At 62.0% G+C, this 22,463-nt stretch carries 18 protein-coding genes and 3 pseudogenes; 7 read left to right on the top strand and 14 right to left on the bottom strand.

Features of this window, described 5'->3' with window-relative positions; genetic code table 11:
• Positions 1–2: 2 nt before the first annotated feature.
• From ACQCSZ_RS14615 to ACQCSZ_RS14590, 6 genes are all read right to left on the bottom strand, one after another.
• Complete coding sequence (locus tag ACQCSZ_RS14615) at positions 3–2,015, bottom strand: site-specific DNA-methyltransferase (RefSeq protein WP_427004464.1); 2,013 nt, start codon at positions 2,013–2,015, stop codon at positions 3–5.
• Between the two features lie 4 nt (positions 2,016–2,019).
• A complete protein-coding gene (locus ACQCSZ_RS14610) occupies positions 2,020–2,685 on the bottom strand; it encodes a DUF4391 domain-containing protein (protein WP_427004463.1) in 666 nt (221 codons plus the stop codon).
• Positions 2,678–3,607 carry a C-terminal helicase domain-containing protein gene (locus ACQCSZ_RS14605; protein ID WP_427004462.1) on the bottom strand — a complete coding sequence of 310 codons (930 nt, stop codon included), beginning with the start codon at positions 3,605–3,607 and terminating at the stop codon, positions 2,678–2,680. Before ACQCSZ_RS14605 ends, ACQCSZ_RS14610 begins: the two co-directional genes overlap by 8 nt.
• Before the next feature lie 151 nt (positions 3,608–3,758).
• The gene (locus ACQCSZ_RS14600) at positions 3,759–4,958 is read right to left on the bottom strand and encodes an IS4 family transposase (protein ID WP_427004461.1); all 1,200 of its coding nucleotides are present in this window, start codon (positions 4,956–4,958) and stop codon (positions 3,759–3,761) included.
• A gap of 23 nt (positions 4,959–4,981) precedes the next feature.
• The gene (locus tag ACQCSZ_RS14595) at positions 4,982–7,360 is read right to left on the bottom strand and encodes an SNF2-related protein (RefSeq protein WP_427004460.1); all 2,379 of its coding nucleotides are present in this window, start codon (positions 7,358–7,360) and stop codon (positions 4,982–4,984) included.
• A 272-nt stretch (positions 7,361–7,632) separates the two neighbouring features.
• On the bottom strand, positions 7,633–8,943 hold the full coding sequence (locus ACQCSZ_RS14590) for a hypothetical protein (protein ID WP_427004459.1): 1,311 nt from the start codon (positions 8,941–8,943) through the stop codon (positions 7,633–7,635).
• Positions 8,944–9,502: 559 nt separating this feature from the next.
• Here ACQCSZ_RS14590 and ACQCSZ_RS14585 point away from each other — a divergent pair.
• Positions 9,503–9,724 carry a DUF4230 domain-containing protein gene (locus tag ACQCSZ_RS14585; protein ID WP_427004458.1) on the top strand — a complete coding sequence of 74 codons (222 nt, stop codon included), beginning with the start codon at positions 9,503–9,505 and terminating at the stop codon, positions 9,722–9,724.
• Here ACQCSZ_RS14585 and ACQCSZ_RS14580 read toward each other — a convergent pair.
• Positions 9,672–9,797, bottom strand: a pseudogene (locus ACQCSZ_RS14580) (FAD-dependent oxidoreductase); the annotation flags it as partial. The gene ACQCSZ_RS14585 and the pseudogene ACQCSZ_RS14580 overlap by 53 nt on opposite strands.
• A gap of 329 nt (positions 9,798–10,126) precedes the next feature.
• Complete coding sequence (locus tag ACQCSZ_RS14575) at positions 10,127–10,753, bottom strand: hypothetical protein (protein WP_427004457.1); 627 nt, start codon at positions 10,751–10,753, stop codon at positions 10,127–10,129.
• Positions 10,754–12,118: 1,365 nt separating this feature from the next.
• Between ACQCSZ_RS14575 and ACQCSZ_RS14570 the strand changes: the two genes are divergently transcribed.
• The 4 genes and pseudogenes from ACQCSZ_RS14570 to ACQCSZ_RS14555 all read left to right on the top strand — a co-directional run.
• The gene (locus ACQCSZ_RS14570; RefSeq protein ID WP_427004456.1) at positions 12,119–12,523 is read left to right on the top strand and encodes a hypothetical protein; all 405 of its coding nucleotides are present in this window, start codon (positions 12,119–12,121) and stop codon (positions 12,521–12,523) included.
• Positions 12,524–12,558: 35 nt separating this feature from the next.
• Positions 12,559–13,137: pseudogene (locus ACQCSZ_RS14565) on the top strand (DDE-type integrase/transposase/recombinase); the annotation flags it as partial.
• A complete protein-coding gene (locus tag ACQCSZ_RS14560; protein ID WP_427008354.1) occupies positions 13,127–13,534 on the top strand; it encodes an integrase core domain-containing protein in 408 nt (135 codons plus the stop codon). The pseudogene ACQCSZ_RS14565 and the gene ACQCSZ_RS14560, both read left to right, overlap by 11 nt.
• A gap of 439 nt (positions 13,535–13,973) precedes the next feature.
• Positions 13,974–14,900 (top strand): annotated as a pseudogene (locus ACQCSZ_RS14555) (MFS transporter); the annotation flags it as partial.
• Positions 14,901–15,128: 228 nt separating this feature from the next.
• On the opposite strand, the gene ACQCSZ_RS14550 reads toward ACQCSZ_RS14555, so the two are convergent.
• The 5 genes from ACQCSZ_RS14550 to ACQCSZ_RS14530 form a co-directional block, all read right to left on the bottom strand.
• Positions 15,129–15,326 carry a hypothetical protein gene (locus ACQCSZ_RS14550; protein ID WP_427004455.1) on the bottom strand — a complete coding sequence of 66 codons (198 nt, stop codon included), beginning with the start codon at positions 15,324–15,326 and terminating at the stop codon, positions 15,129–15,131.
• 327 nt (positions 15,327–15,653) lie between these two features.
• Complete coding sequence (locus ACQCSZ_RS14545; RefSeq protein WP_427004454.1) at positions 15,654–17,264, bottom strand: 4-hydroxyphenylacetate 3-hydroxylase family protein; 1,611 nt, start codon at positions 17,262–17,264, stop codon at positions 15,654–15,656.
• 51 nt (positions 17,265–17,315) lie between these two features.
• Positions 17,316–17,894, bottom strand: a complete 579-nt coding sequence (locus ACQCSZ_RS14540) for a flavin reductase family protein (protein WP_427004453.1) — start codon at positions 17,892–17,894, stop codon at positions 17,316–17,318.
• A gap of 5 nt (positions 17,895–17,899) precedes the next feature.
• Positions 17,900–18,748 carry a catechol 1,2-dioxygenase gene (catA, locus tag ACQCSZ_RS14535; protein ID WP_427004452.1) on the bottom strand — a complete coding sequence of 283 codons (849 nt, stop codon included), beginning with the start codon at positions 18,746–18,748 and terminating at the stop codon, positions 17,900–17,902.
• A gap of 171 nt (positions 18,749–18,919) precedes the next feature.
• On the bottom strand, positions 18,920–19,978 hold the full coding sequence (locus ACQCSZ_RS14530; RefSeq protein ID WP_427004451.1) for an AraC family transcriptional regulator: 1,059 nt from the start codon (positions 19,976–19,978) through the stop codon (positions 18,920–18,922).
• A gap of 560 nt (positions 19,979–20,538) precedes the next feature.
• Here ACQCSZ_RS14530 and ACQCSZ_RS14525 point away from each other — a divergent pair.
• A complete protein-coding gene (locus ACQCSZ_RS14525) occupies positions 20,539–20,880 on the top strand; it encodes a hypothetical protein (protein ID WP_427004450.1) in 342 nt (113 codons plus the stop codon).
• 323 nt (positions 20,881–21,203) lie between these two features.
• Here the strand turns inward: ACQCSZ_RS14525 and ACQCSZ_RS14520 are convergent, their stop codons facing one another.
• A complete protein-coding gene (locus ACQCSZ_RS14520) occupies positions 21,204–21,698 on the bottom strand; it encodes a hypothetical protein (protein WP_427004449.1) in 495 nt (164 codons plus the stop codon).
• Between the two features lie 92 nt (positions 21,699–21,790).
• Between ACQCSZ_RS14520 and ACQCSZ_RS14515 the strand changes: the two genes are divergently transcribed.
• Entirely contained in the window at positions 21,791–22,459 is a 669-nt protein-coding gene (locus tag ACQCSZ_RS14515) for an ArsR/SmtB family transcription factor (protein WP_427004448.1), read from the top strand.
• The last annotated feature ends 4 nt before the right edge of the window (positions 22,460–22,463 follow it).

Raw genomic sequence — 22,463 nt, 5'->3', positions numbered from 1 at the left:
GATCAAATCGCCTTTACGTCCGTCGCCGGGGACACTTCGCGGAAGATCTGCTCGGCGTTGATGCGGTCGTCGTCTGACACAAAGCCCGAATCACGGAAGACAGCCCGAATTGGCTCCCGCTTGGCGAGGGCGCGCACGAGCTCAGAACTGATCTCCGCGTCGAAGCAGGCGACCAGCGCGCCGTCATCGACAACGAAGACCTCATACCCCTCGACTTTTTCGACGGTGATCGGCATCGTCAGTTCAAGGCCCCAGTCGAGGATCACCTGGAATAGCAAGTCCACCCCCGAGCGCCCTGGCTTCACGCTTTCTACCAGTTCCATAAGAGCCTCTGGCTCTGTTTCATCTGGCGTCCGAAGGACGTTTACCATGTTGGTGGTGTCGACTCGGAAGGTGCGGAAACCTACATCAAGAGCCTCGCCGGAAAAACCGGCTTCCTTCGCGATTGACGCCCCCGCTCGGCGAATGCGGTCACGAGTGATGGCCGCAATCGACTTATACCCCGCCTTTGCTGCTTCCGACGCGGGTTCTGGCGACTCGTCCAATTGCACCATAATGAACCGACGGTTGCCGCCGTCTTCTGCGTTGGCGTTCAAGACAGCATGAGCAGTGGTCCCAGACCCGGCGAAGAAGTCCATGACGAATCCGTCGTGCGTGTTGTTTGCCCAGCGGATCAGTTGCTTGATAAGCCGGACCGGCTTTTTACCGTTCGCAAATGCCGTACCGCCTTCCTTTGCGACGTTTCCCATGTCTTGATGGAATCCCTTCCACAAGTCCCCCCTGATGACCGTTCTCCCAAACCGGGGTTTGTAGTCATCGGACGTTCGGTAGTTCAGGGAAAGCGGCATTAGAGACTGCAGGGTGCCGTTTGCGAGGGTCGTGAGGAGGTACGTTCGGTGGTCCACCTCGAAGGGCTCCCAACGACCGACATGTGTCGACCGCCCTTGCGCGGACACGGGGGCTCGGTCAATACGCGCGATTCTTTCTAGATTGGCGATAATAAACGATCTGGCTGCTTCGGACACGGAGAGTAGTTTGTCCATGCCATTGACGCTGAACCTGCCTCGTTCTAACAGTTCGTATCGGCGGATCTCGGAGCCAACTACCTGATCTGCCAGCAACTTTTCGGCGAGTGTCCCTAGAGTTCCGTCTTCATTCAACCAAACTGAGTAGTGGGTGTCATACGAATCGACGCCGTCGAACAGCGGGGTGTGCGGCTTCTGATCGAACTCGGCTGACCTCCGATAAACGTGAACGAATTCGACGTTCTTCACAATGGTCCCCTGCTGGGCATTGACCGTTTTTGGCCCGGAGGTAGTAGACATCTCTACAGCGATGGTGTCGATGAAGTTCTGCTCCCCAAAGACCTCATCGAGAAGTCGTCGCATATTGGCCGCCTCACCATCATCAATGGAGACGAGGATTACACCGTCCGCGGCCAGCAAATTCCTGGCTAATTTGAGCCGGGGATAGATCATGCTGAGCCAGTCTGAGTGAAAACGACCGTTGGACTCAGGATTAGACACGAGCTTCAGGCCGCCCTCGTTTATCTGGCCAGACCGCCGTAGATAGTCCTCGGTTGTCTCCGCGAAGTCGTCCGTGTAAATAAAGTCCTTGCCCGTGTTGTAGGGCGGGTCGATGTAAATGAGCTTGACCTTACCGACGTAGGACTCTTGAAGGAGCTTGAGCGCTTCAAGATTATCGCCTTCGATGAAGAGGTTACGAGTGGTGTCGAAGTCCACAGACTCGTCGCGCACCGGCCGCAGGGTCTTGGCTATGGGGGCGTTGGCTGCGAAAGCGGAGGCGCGTTTGCCGGGCCAGTCAAGTTGGTAGCGCTCTTGAGGGCCTTCGACAACATGGTCGGAGAGTTCCTGACGCAGGAGGTCGAAGTCAATGGCCTTCTTGGAGGCGCCGTTGACGTCCAGCGTCTCGGTGATAACGCCGGGAAAAAGCTCAGCGAGCTTGTCGATGTTGGCTTCGGTCAGGTCGGGCGACGTCATGCGCAGTTTCTCCACTTACTTACCTCTGTTGCTCTAGCTTTGATTGCCTAATCTTGATGGTGCGGCGCAGCTCGAACTTGCGGTTGAGCTGCGGCTCGGTGCGGAGCTTGCGCTCCAGGGCGGCTATCTCGCGTTCGAGCTTTTGCACGGCCTGTAGTCTAACGGCGAGCGCCGACACTTCCTCGCCCGCCCGGCTCGACACCGAGGTTAGCGGGTCCAGGATTGCGGTGTAGAGGGCGGGCAAGGTGATTGCGGTCGGGAGGGGCTGCCGCTCCGTGTCGGCGGGCTGCCATCCGGTCGAATAGTACGCGCTGAGCTTTGGTGCGCCTACGCCGAGATGCTTGTGTGCTGCGACCATACGGACGGACCGTTGCGCGCCGTCGCCGCGGGTGATCTCGAAGATGATCGGGAACGGGATCGCTTTGTCGATCGCAGTCAGCGCTGGTTCGTAGACGTCGTCTTTCTTGGCGTCGATCTGGAAGACCTGCACCTCGGGCACAGCCGGGTTACCGGGGAGATTGATCGTGGCTTCTGCGAGCTTATAGGCCCAGGTGATGCGCTGGACCTCTGAGACAAACCTCTCCTTGACGGCGCTGGTGACGGTGCCTAGCTCGTAGAACTTCTCCTTGGGCACGCGGCTGCCGAACTTGGCCGCAACAGGCCACCGGTACAGCAGGTCAGTCATTGACTGGCACCCCCTGGGCAGGGTCGACCACGGCGATGAAAGCGATCAGTTCGAAATCGTCCAGACCCGCGATGCCCTGGGTCAGGGCCGTTGTGTGGCCTCCGGTGAAGAGGCTATCGATGTCGCGTTCCTCGGTAACGTCGATCATCGAGTGGATCGCATCCGTGAGCAGTGCTGAGTACTTGCCCATCTCGGCGCCCTCGAGCGTGGCTGCATTGAAAGCATGCACCACGTCGCTGACGGGTTCGTCGTATGGGCGACATCCTCCGCGGATGAGGTCGAGCAGGGGCTTGGCCTCGGTGTGGTCGGCGATGACGTTCCCGTCGTCGTCTAGGTAGACGAGGTAGTGCGGGTGGAGCCGGTTGCCACGGTTGATGTTCTCGTCGCTATTCACGTTCCGCAACACGAAAATCACCCCGGGCATGAGCCCGTTGGCGGGGTCAGCGGGGATTACGGCGTGGAGGCCTTTGGGGGCTGTGGCAATGTCGCCGTACTCCTTGATGTAGCCGAGTAGGTCCATCCTGAAGTCGTTGAGGCCCAGGTCGGTGATGGAGACACCTGTGCGAACGTCCTCCAACTCGATGACCTCGTCCTGGAGCTTGCGGAGTTGTTCTTTGCGGAACACGGCGTCGGAGTCTTCGAGGGTGAGGACATTGTCGTTCGCTGTGCCCGCGAGGTCGGCGATGACCATGCGGTTCTCGACGCGCTCTTTGAGGTTGATGTACTCGTCAAGGGAGATGTCGGGCCAGAAGTTCACCAGCTGAATCTGCGCGTTGATGGAGCCGATGCGGTCGATACGCCCGAAGCGCTGAATAATCCGGACCGGGTTCCAATGGATATCGTAGTTGATCAGGTAATCGCAGTCCTGAAGGTTCTGGCCCTCGCTGATCACGTCCGTGCCGATGAGCAGGTCTAGCTCCAATACTGTTTACTTAGGCTTTTTTGGTATTCGCTTGAGTGGCCAGTTCGACATTTTCCTTTTGATGACGCGGGGGTTGGTTCTTGGCCGGCGCGGGGGCAGCAGTTCATGCAGGATTTCGCGGCAGAAGACCGTGAAGGCCTCCGCCAGACGCTCAGGGGGAAAAAGCCGGGCGCGCGGCGAGGGAACGCCGTACTGCCCGGAGGGTGCGGGTGAAAGAGAACCTCAGGGGGTCTTCCTCGAAGTGGTGGGCGACGTCGCCGATGAGGGACCGGATGGCGTAGTGCACGCAGAGGTATCCGTAGATTTCCTGCAGGACCCCGTCGGGGGTTTTGGAGCGCAGCACGGTCCCGGGGCCGCGCTGGTGGGTTTTGAGTTCATCGAAGCAGGACTCGATTTCCCAGCGTTTGGCGTAGGCTTCGGCAAGGTCCTCCGCGGAGGCGGCGTGCGGGTCAAGGATCGTGGTGATCAGCCGGAATTCGCTGCTCGTGTCGCCGGTGCTGACGGTGTATTCGATCACGCGCACCCGGATGGGGTCCGTGTTGTTCCGCCGTGCCTTCGGGTTCGCGTAGACGGCGGAGAGGTAGGAGCCGTCGGCCAGGTCCTCGAGCACGGGCAGCACGGCGTTGGCCTTGACCCGCCACAGCAGTTGCGCACCGGTTCCGGAGCTGTCCTTCCAGGCCGTGTAGGAGAAGAACCCGCGGTCGGCCATGGCCAGCATGTCCGCCTCCAGCCGGTGGAGCAGGCCCGGATAGAGGTCGTGCTCGGACGTGGAAAAGCCGGAGACCACGGCCCCGATCACCGCGTGCGTGGCGCATTCGACCAGGCCGAGCACCCGCGCCTGCGGGTAGGCGCTTTTCAGATCCGTGGCCGTGCCCGGCCTGCCATACGCGCGCTCGTTGGCCTCCGTGTCCGCCAGATCCAGGCAGGTCCCGTCCACGGACACCAGCCGCCAGGAGCCGTGGAATCCCGGACCGCCCGGGAGTGCCAGAGGCTTCGCGGTCTCGGCGAACAGTTCGGCCATCACGGCGGAACCGAGGCGGGTCCGGGCCTTGAAGATCGCGGCCTTCGTCGGCATCTGCCAGTCCCGGAACCGGCCCGTGATCCATTCCATGCCGGCCAGCAGGGACCGCATCACTTCCTCATACGAACCGGCCGAAAACAAGGCCAGCGCCATCACGTAATAGACCATCAACCGCGACGGCAGCAACCGGTTCCGCTGCTCACGGGCCCCGGTCCGCCCAATCACCGCATCAACGACATCCGGCGAGAAAACCCGCGTCAAAACACCGAGCGAGACGTGGTCACTCAACCGCTCAGGACCCTCGGGAGTCACCCATCCGCTACGCGCCATGCCGAAAGATTAACACAACTACTCTAAGTGAACGGCATTGGGGCTAGCTCCCGGGTTTCCTTCGGCATGGTCAGGTGACGCTGCTTCGAGCGCGGAGAAAAAAGGGCCATCACCTGCTGGAAGTCGAACCCGGTACCCAAGGTAGTCTTCGAGCCGTGGCTTCCGCCCGTGATAACGGCGCTCTCCAACCCAGCCTTATGAAGGGTGGGGGCGAGTTCGCGGTAGAGATAGTTGGCGGTATCGGCAAAGGCTGAGAATACCAGCACTTTGCGATTGCCCGGGTTGATGGGATGTGTCACCTTGTCGGTGATGAGCCGCCTGAGCCTCTGCAGCTTTAGGTCGTGGGCCGGGATGACTTTGCGCATCTCGTCGAGCAGCTCGCGCAGGGTCTCGCGGTCGTTCCACAGGTCCCGTTGCCAGGATTCGATGTCGAGGTCACCGAGGTCGATCTTGATCTTCTCGCCGAACGAGAGCGCCTCAATATTCGCGTCGTCCTCGTCATCCATGTCGAAGTCGACACCCGACAGATCGGCGCTGAGCTCTGTCAATGGCCCTGCGTGGGAGTCGAGGCGCCGCAGGGTTCTGTTTACGGAATCCTCGATCTTCGCGAGCGTCAGCCGGAACGCCTCAACCGAACTCTCCAGTCGCTTGAGGAGGTTCACGGTCATGAGCTTCTTCAGGCCCAGCTCCCGCCCCTGCTGGCCGAGGTTGGAACGGGCGCTGCCTGCGGTGACGTTGTAGAGGGCCTCGTACTTGCTGATCCTGCTCGGGAACACATACGCCAGCGGAGTGTAGACAGCGAGGGTTAGAGCCTGGAGCTGCTCGAAGATATCGTTGAAGCTCGGCACGTCCGCCAGTTCGCTCAGTGGTTCACGGATCGACTTCGGTGTCAGCCGTTCAGGGAAGGCACCAATCTCTGTGGTGTCGTAGAACGCCTGGATGTGCTTGCGTGACCGGGCGATCGTCACCGAATCGAGGAGCTCGAAGAAGTCGAAGTCGAGCATCTGAAGGATGCGGTCGGTCGTTCGGTCCTCCAGGTCAAGCTTGGACCACTCATTGAAGACACGCTGGGCGTCGCTGAAGACCTTCTCGACCGTCGTCGAGATATTCAGATGCTGGGCCAGGTTCTCCGACTCGCCTTCGTAGGCGAGCTGGAGCTGGTTCTTGAGGTCGTTGAACCGGTTGTTCACCGGGGTCGCCGAGAGCATTAGTACCTTGGTCTTCACACCCTCGCGAATGACCCGCCGCATGAGCCGCTGGTAGCGGGACTCCTTCTCTTCGGCGTAGTCAGCGTTGCGGAAGTTGTGGGACTCGTCGATGACGACCAGATCGTAGTTGCCCCAGTTGATCCGGTCCAGTCGCAATCCCAAGGACTCCCCGCGGGTGCGGGACAGGTCGGTGTGGGCGAGAACGTCGTAGTTGAACCGGTCGGAGGCGAAGATGTTCGTCGTAAGGTTGGCGTTGTAGTTTGTCCAGTTCTCGGCGAGCTTCTTCGGGCACAGCACCAACACGGACTTGTTACGCAGCTCGTAGTACTTGATCACCGCCAGAGCGGTAAACGTCTTGCCGAGACCGACGCTGTCGGCCAGAATGCAGCCGTTGTAGGTCTCCAGCTTGTTGATAATCCCAGTCGCTGCGTCGCGTTGGAAGTTGTACAGGCTCTGCCAGACCTTCGTGTCCTGGTAGCCGGTACGGTCGTTCGGCAACACGTCCTCGCTGAGGTCGTCGAGAAACTCGGCAAACAGGTTGTAGAGGACCAAGAAGTAGATCCGAGCAGGGGAGTTTTCGGAGTACACGCTTGCAATGTGGTCGTGCACCGTTTCGGTGACATCGTTGAGCTGATCGGGGTTGTGCCAGATCTGGTCGAAAAGGCGGAGGTACTGCGAGGTCATTGGCGCCTCGTCTATGCGGTGCACCATATTGGAGACCGCGTTGCCGCGTTCGTAGCCGAGGTCTGCGGTTGTGAAGCCCTGCAGCGGCATGTAAGCGGCTCTTTCGTCCACGACAGCGAACTGTTGCATTGGGCTTCCAGTCGCGTTTGATCGGAAAGTTACCTTGCGGCGCACCCAATCGGCGCATTCCTTCGCGATCGCGCGCTGAGTGAGCTTGTTCCTGAGCCGAACCTCGAACTCGGAGCCGTACAGGTTGGATTCGGCTCGGCCGTCCGCTGGGATAAAGAACTCGCGCTGCTCTTTATGGAGTCTTCCGGTGACCTGAGTTGTAAGGAACGATGGCGAAGTGAAGATGAACTCCACCCCATCGACCTGCTCCAATTCCTTACGAAGAGCCTCAAATGCAAAAATCGAGAACGTCGATGCGGCGATGCGCACCTTGGATCCGGGCGTGACCTCGGCCTTGAGATCGTCACCGAGCAGGTCGTTGACGTTGTCGATGATTTTCACAGGCCCCCCGGCAAACAATAGAACCTCTGCTAGTTCAGGGCTCACTCAGCCGAAATTTATCACGTAAAGCGAACTACCATCGGCATGACCGAGGAGGTAACCGTCATGCGTCAATCTAAAGTCGTGGCGCACGGCAGCATCAGCGCGAAGACGCTGGGAGATCCGGCTGCTCTGGCATCAATGTCTAAGCGCCTTGACATTGATCCCGCAGCGCCAGTTCCGGTGGGCCAGGCTACGACCGACGCAGCCGCAGGTGTGTGCGCGGAGTCCGGTTAGGCAGCGAATGCAGGGAACACTACGAGCGATCCGTCGCTGCTTCGTTCGATCTCGATTGCAACGTCAGCTTGGTGGATTCCCACGTTGAGGCCATCGCCCAAGGCGCGAAGACGGTAAGCGGATTTGAGTATGTGGTCGACCTCGCCCGGCGTGAACGCGGGGATCCGAAAACCGCCGTTACGCTTCAACTCGAGATTTGACAGGCGAAGTAGAACTGAGTTGATGCCCGATTCCAACTGGTCTATGACACGTTCGTCGTCGTGCAATGTTCCGATGAAGCTCTTGAATGGATTGTTTGTGTCCTGTTGAGCGTGTTCAACAGCTTGAAGCACGAGCACTCGGCGTTTGAGTGCAATGGCGAGTCGTGCAATCTCTAGGTGTGCGCGGAACGCGCCGCCTTCCTCGTTGAAACCGGGGAATGATTTCGTCAATGCATCGACTTCGACCGGGCCGTCGGGCAGGGTGTCCAGGGCAGCTTGCCACTTTTTGAGCCGCCTCCGGGTTGCTGCGATCGCCGTGCTGATCGCGTGCGATGAGGAATCCAGTCCTAGCGATAGGCCGATGCGGCCCTGGTCGAGGAGGATCGACGTCGCCTTGTCGATCGCTTCAGGACAAGCATCTAGCTCGTTGCGTTCGCTCTCAAGGTTGTCGTCGTGCAACTGCTCCAGGAGGTCGGTGATTCGCTCGATCGCTTTCTGGCGTTGGTGATCGGCGTAGGCGCTGGCGCTGACCGCGACGGCCATCAGCACAAGTGGCGCGGCCACTGTCAATGCCCCGGCGCTCGCGACTGCCACACCAGCGGTTGCGGCCGAGCCGGTTGCAGCACCTGCAACAGCGGCCTTGCCAGCAACGGGCACAAACGTGGCGTTAGCCACGACGCCGGTGGAGTCGCGCAGCGCGCTGTAAACACCTCCTGCAACTGCCTTCGAAGCCATGGGATTCACGAGTCCTTTACCGACCTGTGCGGCGACCTTTGCCGGTACCACCATTCGGTAGAGCACGTCACCGGTAGCGGCGACGTTCAGCGTCGGAGGCGCTGACTTCGCTGTCTCAGTCACAAGCTGCGATAACTGCTTTGCGAGCGGACTGGCTGCATGAAGCACAATCCCGCCGTTCCGATTGCTCTTGGTCGACATCGGATGCGCTTCCAGCGTGACAATGGGGGAATCCGCAAGTGTAGCTAGGACTGTTCTCAGCTCAGCGAGTCGGGCCGGTGTCATGCCCTCATCGCCTAGCACGTTCGACATGGTCACTGCCTCCGTAGCGAGTGTCCATACTGGCACGAGTGCCTTGTTATCAGTGGTCACGTCTTGTCCCCTCCCCAAACCGCCTTCCACCATAGGCGGTGGTAGCGACACCAATAGTAACCTCTGACCGCAGACCGGAGTCCCTGTCCGGAAAGTCAACGCTATTCGTTGTCGTCGCGCATGGGCATGGGGACATACGGGTCGATTCTTACCGAGGAGCTTTCTTGACAACCATTCGGCGCAAACCGAAACCCCTGGCCGCCAATTCATCCGCCTACTCCTGGTTGATTGGGGCAATTTGGTGCGGCAGATATCCGTCGACACTGACGGCGCGGCGAGCCCGGCATGCCCAGGCCAGCCAAGTCGAGCGCAGGAGCTACACTGAGGCTGAATCAGCCCACCCGCACTCGCCGGACGGGCAAACCGATGGGAACGGAACCCAAGCCGTTTCAAGGCAAAAAGGGGTCCGATGTCGGTACCAAAACTGTTCAAGCGTGTTGCGTCCGTGGTGGTAGTGGCGCTGGCCGTCCTTGGCATAGCGAACGTGTTTGGGTAAAGTCCGTTCCCGGCGAGACAGGGCGATCGGACTCAGACTCTGCTTCTTAAATCGATCAAGGATGTGAGCCAGCTCCATAGCGCGATCGGCACCTTTGAACTGGTAGTCGACACCGGAGACGACGATGAAGGTATGCCCGACACTATCGCCGGAAGGCGGACTTTGTTTGTCGCGGCTGGCACAGTCAATGCTCATGTCGATCTAGCAGGCTTGGCCGAAAAGGACCTGACACGGCGAGGAGTTCCTCAGCGATCTGGCCGCCGGACTGGCCGGTGCCAACGATGAGCACGGCACCGTCGGGCAGTTGGCCCGGGTTACGGTAGTTGTCAGTGTGAAGTTGCAGGATGTGGCTGGGCAGCCGTCGTCCGAGCTCCCGTCGAAGGTACTAGCGTCGCTACTGAAGCCCCGGCACTCCGTCCAGGATCGCGAAGGAGGCCTTCGTGCTCACAGGAGCCCCCGGCTGAGTATTGGAGGCTTTGAGCACCGCCCAATCGTGCGGTTCAGCACCAGTGGTCGTGTGGTCCAGCACCACTGGCGCTCCCGGTCACGGATTACGCGGTGGCGAGGGCAGTGGGTTCCCCATCCAGCCGGCTCACCGGGTTCCTCCGGCTTAGTAGTCACCTCTCCGGACATAGCAGCCATCGTCACCCTCGGGTTCATGCGGCGGGGACGGGGCGCTGGGGACATCTACCCTGCGAACTCAAAGCCGATGGTGATTTCGGGATCGATGCTTGCGATGATTCCGGAGTAGAACACCTTGGCCTGCTCCTTCAGCGCTGCTTCGTTTTGGGTGATGTACTTCTGCTTGTTCTCGTCACTGAGAATGTTGTTGATCATGCGAGTTTGAACGGCTGGCGGTGTCAGCCAGCTAAGCGCGTTGCTGCTCTCGAGGGGGTCCTCGAACGCGGGATCGTCGAAGCCGATGCGGATGAATTGAGGGATGGTCACCCGAAACGACTTTGGGCCGCTGGGTTCGATCTTCACCTGTGACCCATCGATGCCTAATTTTGCGTCGAACTTGTATTGGATCAGCGTCGTTTTCTCGCTCGCGGGTACGGCGACGCCGAAAATCTCTCCATTGCTTTCGTGCCTCGCGACACCCTCGATGTGAAGGCTGAGCAAGGCGACCTCTTGCACGCGCGTGACGGCCTGAACCACCTGCGAATCGCGTTCGTTCGAGCTACTGGTGAACAGCGAACTGAGAGCGAGAGCGTTGAGTCCGCCGAATGCGAAAGCGGCGCCCGTTCCCGCGACAACCAGCACGGTAATGAGCAGGAGAGGCCAAAGCAGAACCCGTGCTTTGAAAAAGTTCATGACGATTCAGTCTCCAGTTTCGTTCGACGTCGAAACGCCCTGAGAATTAAGCGGTGTGGAACGGCCCCAACAGATCGCCGCGTTAAGTCCCCTCGAACCATATATGCAAGCAGGAACTGGCCGATTATGGCGCGCCCCACCGACCCTGGATACGCGGCCGCGAGCCGATGCACACCGAACCACAGAGAGGGCGATGTCCACCGAGACGCAACTCCACGATCTCCCGGTAAGCATCGTTCAATACGACCTCGCCCTCGCGCGGGTGGGAGATCACCCCGGTCTTCGATTTGTCCGGCACCAGGCGCGACGCTGCCGCCCAAGAAACTGAACATTGATGTGTGGGCGCGATACTACGACTCGTGCCGCATATCCGGGGTCGCTTATACGAGCGCATGCCGGCTGGCCGGCAGGCACGCGACAAACAAATACACTTTGACATCTCACCCGTGCTCGGATCCAAAAGCTGCATCGTGGATCCGGACTAGTCGACCTCGATGCTGCTGCCGGCGTTGTGGCTGACACGCGAGGTCGCCCCTGAGACAGCGGCGTGCTCGCCATAAAAGGCGGCAGAACCGGTCATAACTCCTCGTCGCCTGCGCCATCGAAGACGCATCGACATACGCCTGATGGAGGAGCATCAACGTCGGTGTGCTCCCGAGGCCAGTCCGGCTGTGCGAACATGGACTCGCGGACGCCGCGGCCGGGAAACAACGCCGCATGTAACTCGGCCTCCGACATTTCCGCGACCTCGTCCCAGCCGAGACCGAGCAGCTCCGCAGCATCGAGTACCGCGTGGGTGCTGTGCCGGGATACCCCCTGGGTGGACTCGATCGCTCGTCAAGACAAGCCCTGATTACGCAGCTGTAACACCAGCTTCGCTTGGAGCTTCTGTACCATGACCGATACTCCTTCCACCATATGGCCGTCACATGCTGGAAGGGGCCTAGTGAGGTGGTGCACACCCTTCCCAGCGGTGGTGCTCACCCACGCCAATCGGGCTGCCGTGCAACGGTGCTCGCCCGAACCACAGGTGGTGACCTTAGCGAATATTCAGAACCGCTGTTCCGCCACATTGACGTCCCACTCGTTTGGAATCTGACATGCCGTTCGTGGGAAGAAGTTCGCCCAGCGTCCAGGGAGAGGCTGGTATGTGAACAGAACCAGTCGGTGACCTGTTTGCCCAAGATGGGGGCTGCTTCTGCATGTTCTGGTGTTTGCACAGACGAGGCGAAGCACAGCCAGTTCGTGAAAAACGCGGAACCTAGCTAATTGGTTCTGTTCTTGTTACTCATGAGTCGAAAAAGCTTCGATCCCTCTACGTCAAGCTGGTTGTGAGTCAGTTCACGATCAGTAGGAGGCAGGGAAATGTCCATTAGTCCAGGGTTCACGGCGGCGGAGATCCGCGAGTTCGTTCATGATTATCAGAGCGTGCCGCAGGGGCAGAAAGGTGTCTGGCTGGCGGAGCGCGAGGTCGGTTATCACAGGCTGCGGCGTTGGCGGAGCGCGGTGTTCGAGGGTGACCTCGACCGTGGGTTGATTCCGCGAGATGGTAGTCAGATGACTATTCCACCGGATAAGCGCACAGCGCTGGCGAAATTGCGTGCTGCTGAGCGCGAAGCGCACGCGGCTGAGGTCGCAAAGCTGAGCGGGCGTGTGCGCGAGTTGGAGGAGACCAACACCGCGCTGGGAAAAGCTATCGGGCTCTTGCACGCGATGAGCGAGGAAGAGCCCGCAGACAACCCGGTGACCCCCGATTCGTCCAATTCCTGACGCTGGAGAACGAGCTCGTCGCGGAGCTAACGCGCATGACAGGCTCGCAACGCCGCGCGTTGGCTATCGCCGGCGTCGCACGATCCACGTGGCAGTACCGGCACAAGCCCCGCGCCCGGGTGTCCGAGCCGGTCCTGCAAAAGGATCGTGCTTACCCGTCTCGCATCTCCACGGCCGATCGGACCGCGATCGCGGAGAAGATCACGGCGGGATGGGCCAACGGGCACGCGGTCGATCACACGTTCGCGTCCGTCTGGGACGAGGGTATGATGCTCGCCGGGCGCCGGTCATGGTGGCGTATCGCTGCCGATATTGAGGACCAGAGCGCCCGCCCCATCGTGCCCACGGGGCGGGGGTCCAGAACGCCCCGGGAGAAGCCGGTGCTGATAGCGACCGGGCCCGGGCAGGTCTGGAGTTGGGACATCACCGATCTGCGTTGTCCGTGGCGGGGGAAAGCGTTCAAGGCGTACTCGATCATCGAGATCTGGTCCCGCAAGATCGCCGGCTGGCGGGTCGAGGAGCGCGAAAGCGACCACCTCGCCGTGGACATGTTTCAGACCGCGTTCCGCCAAGACGGCGCCCCACAGTTCGTGCACGCCGACTCTGGCCCCGCCATGCGCTCAGGCCGACCTCCTCGCAGAACACAACGTCACCAAAACCCACAACCGGCCCTACGTCTCCAACGACAACCCGTACTCAGAGTCCGAGTTCCGCACGATGAAATACCGACCCAATTACCCCGGCACATTCGACAGCATTGAGGCTGCCCGCGACCACCTGGGCGAATACGTTCCCTGGTATAACACGAGCCATAAACACTCCGGCATCGCCCTGTTCTCGCCCCAGGAAGTCCACGACGGCTCCTGGCGGGAGGCCCACCGCATCCGCGACCTCGCCCTGCAGGACTACCACCAGAAGCACCCGCATCGATTCCGTGCACGACCGAAAACACCCGCACCAGCCGGCGTCGTCGGGATCAATCATCTCCCCGACGAAACCGTCACAAGCTAACCCAAGTGACTCCACTCAGCTTGACATCGCGCGGATCGGTCCATTTGCGCGGACGAATCAACGCCAGCTGCCAACTGCTCGGCAACGGACGGTAAGACCGGAGCCCCGAGAGGCTTCGCTTTCGGTGGGGACTCATCGAGTCCCCACCGAACCATAGCCTGTAGTGCCATACCCCTATACCATCGCTCCGATGAAAGCAGCCAAGGTGCGGCAGTCATCTATTTCGCACAGAACAATGTCATGTGTCGAATGCCGATCGACCGGCTCTGGCATGCGTCGAGGGGCATTAACCAACCTCGGGCAGGTCTTGCATGTGTTCCTGCCAAGGCTTTGACCGCCAGGGAAGGAGAACTGCGGCGTGGCTTCCGCCGTAAGCAGGGCTGTCACGGCGGCTGGAACGGGTACGCTCGGCGTCATTGCCTAATTCTCCCCGGTTGAACTGAACATCCCGCTTTGCCTCCTTGCCGGGTGGGTGCTGTTCCGGACGTTCCGCGAGAATGTCGAGCGCGCAAAGCACCGCGTCGACTACCTGGGAGCGGGGCTTCTCACGATCTCGCTCACCCTAATCATCCTCGGCGCCCTCGAGGGCGGCCAGGCCTGGAGCTGGGACTCGCCCGTCAGTATCGGGGTGTTTGCCGGCGGAGCTGCCCTGTTCGCCATCTTCCTCCTCGTCGAAAGGAGGGCGGCGGAGCCAGTCCTGCCGCCCTGGGTGGTGTCCCGGCGCCTGCTGGCGACGACGACGATGATTTCGTTCGGCGTCGGGGCAGTCATGCTTGGCCTGACCTCCTACGTTCCCACCTTCCTCGAGGGATCCCTCTCTACCTCCCCGATCCTGGCCGGCCTCGCCCTGGCGGCCCTGACGATCGGCTGGCCGATCTGCGCGTCCCTGGCGGGCCGGTTCTATCTTCGGATCGGGTTCCGGAAGACCGCACTGATCGGCATCACGGTCACGGTCATCGGCACCGCAGTCCTTGCCCTGACCGCCTCCGCACCCAGCATCCTGGTGGCCGCAGTAAGTTGCTTCATCGTCGGGCTCGGGCTCGTCGTGACCCCCAGCCTCATCGCCGCCCAGGCGAGTGTCGAATGGAATGAGCGCGGCGTGGTCACCGGCACCAACCTTTTTGCCCGGTCGATCGGCAGCGCCATCGGCGTCGCCGTTTTCGGGGCGATAGCGAACGCCGTCTACGTCGCCACCCCGCAGGGTCACACGGATCCGGCAGCAATCGTCTCGGCATCCGCAGCCGTTTTCCTGGCCGTCATGATCGGCGCCGTGCTCACCGTCGTCGCCGTTATCGCGATGCCCGCCACAAATCACAAGGCACATCAACCGGCCCCGCAAGGCAGCGCGAGCGTGGTCCAGGAGTAGGTGTCGCCGCATTGTCGCGGGACCCGCTCCTCCGCGTGCCACGGCCGTCGGTAACGCCCGGAGCCAATGCCGCCGTCGCACTGTTCACAAGCCCTGGAGTCCTTCCAAGCCAGACGTGATCCCGATGACCACGTCGGGCCGGGCACGGGCGTCGATCTCTTCGATGAGAGCCCTGGTCGTGGCGAAGTGACCGGGCGGGGGTTGGAGGCCGGGATGGCGGTGAGTGCATCACGACGTCGTGGTGCCAGAGCGCAACCTCGATGCCGGCGGCAACGCCCCGGCCATCCCGGTTTCGGAGTCCGAGGCGATCACCATCACCCGGGACACGCCCAGTCGGCTAACTTCCGCGGCGAGGTTTTCCGCGGCCGCTCCGATGCCGAACAGCACCCGCTGGCCCAGGGTCACATGATCAAAATTCAGGCTCATTGTCTGTTCTCCGGGGTTAGGGATGGGGTTCCGGCGTCGTGCTGGGGGCAGCTCAGGTGCTGGCGCCCGCTTCATCGGAGGATGTTTCATAATGCCACCCGGCCCATGCCGTGTGGACGAGGACCGGCGCCTCATGCTCCCGGGTGCCCGGCAACGCCGGCGGGGCGGATGGCGAGGGCAGAGCGGACGTAGCGTGTGCGGACATCGGTCCTCCGTTCTTGGATCTGTTCCCCTGGGGTGTGGCTGGAGTGCTGCTTTAACGGGTTACTTGACGGATGGGCGGTGCTCCCTGGGCGGACCGGCAGCACCGCCCATTCGTCAACGGGATTAGTTGCGTTTGAGGAAGATGCTGACGTCGTCGTTGCTGATCAGGTCCGGGACGGTCCAGCCGTCCAGGTCGTATTCGGCCAGGCACTGGTCCGCGAAGCCCTTCATGGAGTCGGTGGTGCCCTGGGCCTGGGCGGCGAAGAGGATCTCGGCCTTGACGTTCTCGTGGTTGCCGGAGTAGTTCCGTTCGTAGAGTTCGTGCCGGCCGCCGAACTCGGTGCCGATCGCATCCCAGAGCAGCTTCATCAGCTTCACCCGGTCCACGGCCTCGACGCCGTCGGAGCCGCGGACGTACTTGTCCAGGTACGGCCGGATCTCCGGGGTCTTGAAGTCCAGCGCGGAGGAGTTCAGGTAGATCAGCCCGGAGGCGACGTCCTGTTCGATGATTTCCTTGATCCGCGGGTAGCCGATGGACATGAACATCCGGTAGGACAGGCCGTAGTCCAGCTTGGGCAGCACGGTGCCGTTCGGTCCCGCATCCGGGTTCAGGGTCATCCCGTCGATCAGGGCGTAGAACATGTTCCGCCAGCCCAGGACCTCCCCCACCCGGGTCTGGACGCCGCGGAAGTCCTGGGTCCCGGCGACCTCCAGGGCCTTCATCAGCAGCCCGGCGATGAAGTCCAGCTTGGTGGCCAGCCGGATCACGCCCTGGAAGGTGAAGCGGTTGATGAAGCCGGTCTGCGGGAAGAAGTTGTTGATCTTCTCCACGTCCCCGTAGGCGAAGACGTTCTCCCACGGGATCAGGACCTTGTCGAAGACGAACACGGAGTCGTTTTCGTCCATCCGGGACGAGAGCGGGTAGTCGAACGGCGTGCCCATCACCGCGGCCTGGTGGGCGTAGGAGGCCCGGCTGATCAGCTTCACGCCGGGCGCGTCCATCGGCACGGTGCAGATCAGCGCGAATTCCTTGCGCTTGATCGGCAGCCCGTAATGGGCGATGAAGTTGTAGTTGGTGATGGCCGAGCCGGTCGCGACGACCTTCGCGCCGGAGACGATCAGCCCGGAGCCGGTTTCCTTCTCGACCTTCATGAACACGTCCCCGACCTGGTCCGGGGGCAGGTGCCGGTCCACCGGCGGGTTGATGATGGCATGGTTCCAGTACAGGACCTTCTCCTGGGACTCCTTGTACCAGCGCTTCGCGTTCTCCTGGAACGGCTCGTAAAAGTCCGGCATGCCGCCCAGGGTGCCCAGGAACGCCGCCTTGTAGTCCGGGGAACGGCCCAGCCAGCCATAACTCATCCGCGCCCACGTCTCGATCGCGGTCCGGTCCTGCTTCAGGTCCTCGACACTGTGCGGGGTGCGGAAGAAAGACATGGTCTTGCCGCCGGAGCCCGTGTCGGTCGGCACCATCAGCTTGTCCTGCAGTTCGGGCTTGTGCATCGCGTCATAAAGCCGGGCGGCCATGCGGATCGAGTTCCGGAACGCCGGATGCGTGGTGACGTCCTTGACCCGCTCACCGTAGATCCACACCTCCCGGTCGTCCTGGAGGGATTTGATGTACTCATCCCCCGTCATCGGCATCAACGGGTTCGCGGGGGTCGTCCTCTCATCCATCGACGGAACCGACGACGAAGAAGCAGCGTTAGCGGTCTGGTCAATTATTTCAGTCATGGTCGTCCCTTTCAGGGAAGGTAAGTACGAGCTGGTTTTTCTTGAAACGGTTTAAGCGGGGTGTAGGGGCTTGAAGCTTTTCGCGCCGGCGAACCAGCCGGATTCCGGTGCATCTCCCGAGTGGTCCCAGGGCGCACCCTCGACGAAGCGTCCGATCTCCCGAAACTTGCCCCCAAAGAACAGCAGCGGTTCGCGCCTGGTGACCTCCATGGCGGTCACTTCGCCCACCACGATGATGTGGTCGCCGCCGTCGTAGATGTTCCAGGGCCGGCATTCCAGGGTGGCCGCGTTCTTCGTCAACACCGGAACGTTGCCGTCGAGAGTCCATTCGGGCTCCTCTGTCATGACCTTGCCGGCGAAGTGCAGGGCAACGTCCATCTGTTCGAGCGAAAGGATATTGATGGCGAACGGGGCTCCCTCCAGGTACCGGGCGGCACGTGAGGTGCGGGTCAGCGTGACCTGGGCGAGCGGCGGATCCAGGGACACGGCGGTGAACGCGTTGACAGTGGCTCCATGCGGCACGCCGTCCTCGGACCTGCACGTCACTACCGTGATGCCGGTAGAGAATGTGCCGAATGCGTGGCGCAGTTCACGGGTGTCGACGGGGGCGGCGACTGCTTCCTGGGTCATTTTCCTCACTCCTCGGGATCCAGGATGAAGTCGTAGGTGACCTCCCGGCCCTTGCCGCCGGAGCGCTCCGTGGGGGCTAGGACAAGCTCCGGCTTTACGGCCGAGGCGATGTCATCGGCCACGTGTTCGTCGCCTTCAAAGTAGAGCTGGGTGGTGATCAACTGGTGGCCGGGAGCCGAGACCTTCAAGTGAAGGTGGGCCGGCCGCCAGGCATGCCAGCCCGCTGCGGCGATGAGGGCCCCGCAGGCACCGTCGGTGGGGATCTGGTACGGCGCGGGCTGGATGGTGTTGATCTGGAATTTGCCCTGGTCGCCGGCGGTGATGGAGCCGCGGAGGTTCCATTCGGGCAGCCCCGGGGCGAACTGGGAGTAGAAGCCCAGACCATCGGCGTGCCACAGTTCGATCAGTGCCCCGGGAAGCGGTTCGCCGGCGGTGTTGCGGACCTGGCCCTGGAAGAGCAGCGGCGTGCCGGGCTCGTCCTCGCGCATAGGAAGCGTGGCCGGGCTGTTCTGCGAGGGCGCATCCGGGATGTAGTAGGGGCCCTCGATGGTTCCCTTGGAGCCGTGCCGGTTGGCGTTGGCCACCTCTTCCACCGAGTGTTCCACCCAGACGTCCAGGAAGAGCGGCCATTCGCCGTCCTCGCCGACCCTGATGAGCCAGGCCTTCAAGGCGTTGTATTCGTCGTAGGTAACTTTTTCCTCAAGGACTGTCTCGTTGATCGCCTTGATGACCCTGCCCGCCAGGGTGCCGACCCGTTCCTGGCTTGTGCCGGCGGCGATGTGCTTGTTTTCCCGGAAACGTTCGGTGGCGTTGGCACCTGATGCCGCCGCCGTCGCATGAGTTTTTGTCGTCACGTCTTTCCCCTCGTGTGTCTTCGGCGTCATTGCCGTTACACAAGAGTGTTCCAACTCACAGGGGGTCGTGTAGGTGGTTGATGGCTGCTTGGCCGGAAAGTGGCAAGACAGGTCCGATGGGTGCAAAAACGGGGCGGTAAAGGCAGCCAGGAGGGCCCGGTGGCGCGGGGGTTAAAGCGTGGCTCCGAGAACCGAGTTCTTGCGGATCTGCAGGGGAACGGCGCCAAAACGGGTTTTGAAGGCGCGTGTAAAATAACTTTGCGACGCGAAGCCGGCCGCGGCGGCGATCCGTCCCACCGGCGTCGTTCTCTGGGTTGGATCGGCGAGGATGTTTTTTGCCAGCTCCAGCCGCCGGCCCAGAATGTAGAGGCTGGGCGGCTCGCCCGCTTCAGCGAAGATCCGGGTCAGGTGGCGTTCGCTGATGCCGACTGCCGCGGCGACCTCGGCAGTGCTGAGCTGGGGATCGCCCAAACGGTCCTCGATATAGCAGCGCGCCGTGGCAAGGTATCCGGGGTCAGTGCCGTTGCCCTCTCCTCTCGCTAAAAGGCCGATCAGCTCCATGGCAGTGTCTTCGGCGCGTCCCGGGTCCGCTGCCCCGCCGGGCTGGGGCTTCCCGGAGAGGGTGCCGCGAACCAGCTTGGCCAAGGCCAGCATGTGCCGATTCGCCGGCTTGCCCTGGAGGAAGTCGAAGACCTGCGGCTTGAGCAGCGGCTTTCCGCCGGAAAGGGCCAGGTAGTCATCACGCGGGATCGTCAGCACCAGTTCGTGCAACCCTTTGCAGAAGCCGCGCATAAACGGCCGATCGGCGTCGTAGATGACAGCCTGTCCGGGCTTGAGCGATTCATGCCCGTCCCCGTAGTAGAAGAATGCTTCCCCCTCCAATGCGAAGAAGATTGCGATTACGTCTGTGGGGTTCTGGCGGATAAACCGCTCATTACGCTCCACCACCTGGGCGCTGCCCCTGACCTGGGCGAATTTCAGCGACGGAAAATGCATGTTCAGCTCGCTGGCCTGCAGTGGCGCCTCATCCATGGTGCGGATATCCAACGAGATCAGCGCTTTGGAATTGTGGTGTTCCCACAGCTGGACCCTGTTGGTGGCAGGGATGCCGTTGGTGCTGAACTTCAGGAGTTTTGTTGGCCCCGATCCGCGCACTTCATAACCGGGCTCTGCAGTACGCCCCTGCCCTGCGGCGGCCCGCCGTGCGGCATCAAGATGGTGCTGACTCATAAGTCATAAAGTGTATCCCGAATCACATTTCTTGGGCAGTGGCTGGTGTGCCGGAAGCTGACCGAAGGCACCCGGCGCGCGCGATCACTTCCTGTGCCGCATTAACTGGAACCGTTGCGCGGACCGGGAAGTTTCGGGCCGGTTCAGTGCGCTGCCGGGCGAGGCGCAGCGCCTGCATGCCGCCGTCGACGGCTATGGATGCACCGGTCGTGGACCCGGAGAGGGGCTTACGAGGTAGGCAACGGCTCCGGCCACCTCCTGTTGCTGGACAGGCTGCAGATCCCTGTATTGCTGTCTTGCAGTACAAAGTCCGGCACGGGCCTCCGGCGCCGGGAACGGGGAGCACATCACCGCTGATCAATATGACTTAACTACTGGTTTATCCGTTGAAAGCCCCTCTTCTGAGGGGATTTCCCGTGTCCGCTGGCAGCCCGGCCCGCGGCAGGCCTTCCCTCTTTGCCTGATCAGGACCACGCACCTGCAAGACGGGCCGGAACGAACGCGCGTACCCGGCTCGGGATAGTTCACATCGAAGGCAGGACCCTCAGCCGCTGGCCGCCATGGTTGAGACCGTGGTGCCGATACCGGCCCTGCGTGAGCGCAGCGCCGATGTGATGCCCCTCGCGCGGTACGCCGCACGGCAAACCCGCCTGCGCGAAGTCGATTTCACGCCCGCCGCCGAACACGCTTTGACGACGTATGGCTGGCCGGGGAACGTGGACGAACTTTTCAGCATGATCCGGGACGCGGCGCTGCGCACGGAAACCACCGGGCACCACCGTCGGCGCCGCCGCGGCGGAGATGGGGATCAGCCGGGCCACGATCTACCGGCGGATGGCCCGGTTGGGAATCACCGCGCCAAAGTAGGCCTGATCGTTGCCTGGGCTGCCGGCGCGTTCTGAAGCGCCCGGCGGTCTTCGGCGTTCAGAACGCCTCGACGCCGGCCTCCGCCACTTCCTGGCCCTGTTCGGTGGTCCCGGTGGAGACGCCGATGGCCCCATGATCTTCCCGTCCCGCACCAGCGGAATACCTCCGGGGAACACCACCAGGCGTCCACCGCGGGCGTCGCCGCAGCCGGGTTTCGCGAAGGGGGTATTCGAAGCGCCGGACGCTGGCTGCAACAGTCCTGTGCCTGCTGTACGCCGGACCGAATCACTTCGGTAGTGCCCGTTGCCGTGTCGCGGGGACTGCCATGGCTGGGCTTTTCAGGGCGCCGGGTGGAATGTCAGTGGTGTGTCATCGCGGGGCTTCGCATTGCGTTGTAGGCCGTCACGACTCCGGCGAGGAAAATGAGGACGGCGAGGTAGATCAGGCCGAGGTGCCCGAGTGTTGCCAGGCCCCAGGGGTAGTGCGCTGGCAGTGCCACGGCGAGCCCTACGACCGGGACGATGACGGCCGTGGCGAAGGCCCAGCGTTCTCCGCGGCGCACCCCATACCAGGACAGGCCCGCGACGGCCAGTCCGGTCGCGGCGATGAAGCCGCTGACCGCGATATGAAGATGACTGATGTAGTGGTACAGCTGCGGACTGAAGGCCTCGATCTCCGCTTTTCCCTTGCCCACTTGGTCGGGGCCGATACCCAGCTCGAGGAAGGCGTCCGTGAAGTTGAGGACAAAGAAGATCACGGCGTATCCCACGAAGGCCAGGCCGGCCAGCGTCATGAGACCGGCTCCTGTCCGGAGGCGGGACTGCTGTCCCCGGGGGGTTTGGATGGTGGACATGGCCACCACTTCCTTTCTTATTCAAGTGGATACTTGAATAAGAATCCCAAACCGGTAGTCTTGTCAAGAGATCTCTTGAATAGGAGGCGTGAATGGGGGACCACCAGGAGAAGGAGGCGCTCTTCGACGCCCTCGTGGAAGCCGCCAAGGCATTGGGGAACGGCAGGAGGGCGGAGCTGATCGATGTCCTTGCGCAGGGCGAGCGTCCGGTTGACGAGCTGGCCGCCGAGATCCACCAGAGCCTGGCGAACACATCCCAGCACCTGCAGCGTCTGCTGCGCGCCGGCCTGGTCTGCTCCCGGCGCTCGGGGACGCGGGTCTACTACTCGGTTGCCAGTCCGGCAGTGGAGCGGCTGTGGCGGGCACTCCGGGAGACAGCCGAAGCGCACGTGGGGGAGCTGGGCGACCTCGTCCGTGCCTACATCGGCGAGCGCGACCAGCTGGGCATGATCACGCGCGACGAGCTGCGCCGGCGGCTGCGGGAGGGCGACGTCGTCGTGCTGGACGTGCGGCCGCAGCCCGAGTACGACGCCGGACATATCCCGGGTGCGCTTTCCCTGCCCGTCGCGGACCTGAAGTCGCGGCTGCGTGAAATTCCCCAGGGGAGCGAAATTGTCGCCTACTGCCGCGGACCGTACTGCCTGTACGCGGACGACGCCGTGCGGGTGCTCACGGGCGAGGGGCGCCGGGCCGCCAGGCTCGAGGAGGGCTTCCCGGAGTGGAAGGAGGAAGGGTTGCCGGTGGAGCAATCGGCCACGTGAGCGG

Origin of the sequence: Pseudarthrobacter sp. H2 (assembly GCF_050157045.1) — a bacterium.
Classification (GTDB): domain Bacteria; phylum Actinomycetota; class Actinomycetes; order Actinomycetales; family Micrococcaceae; genus Arthrobacter.
This window is presented reverse-complemented; position numbering and strand designations above follow the sequence as displayed.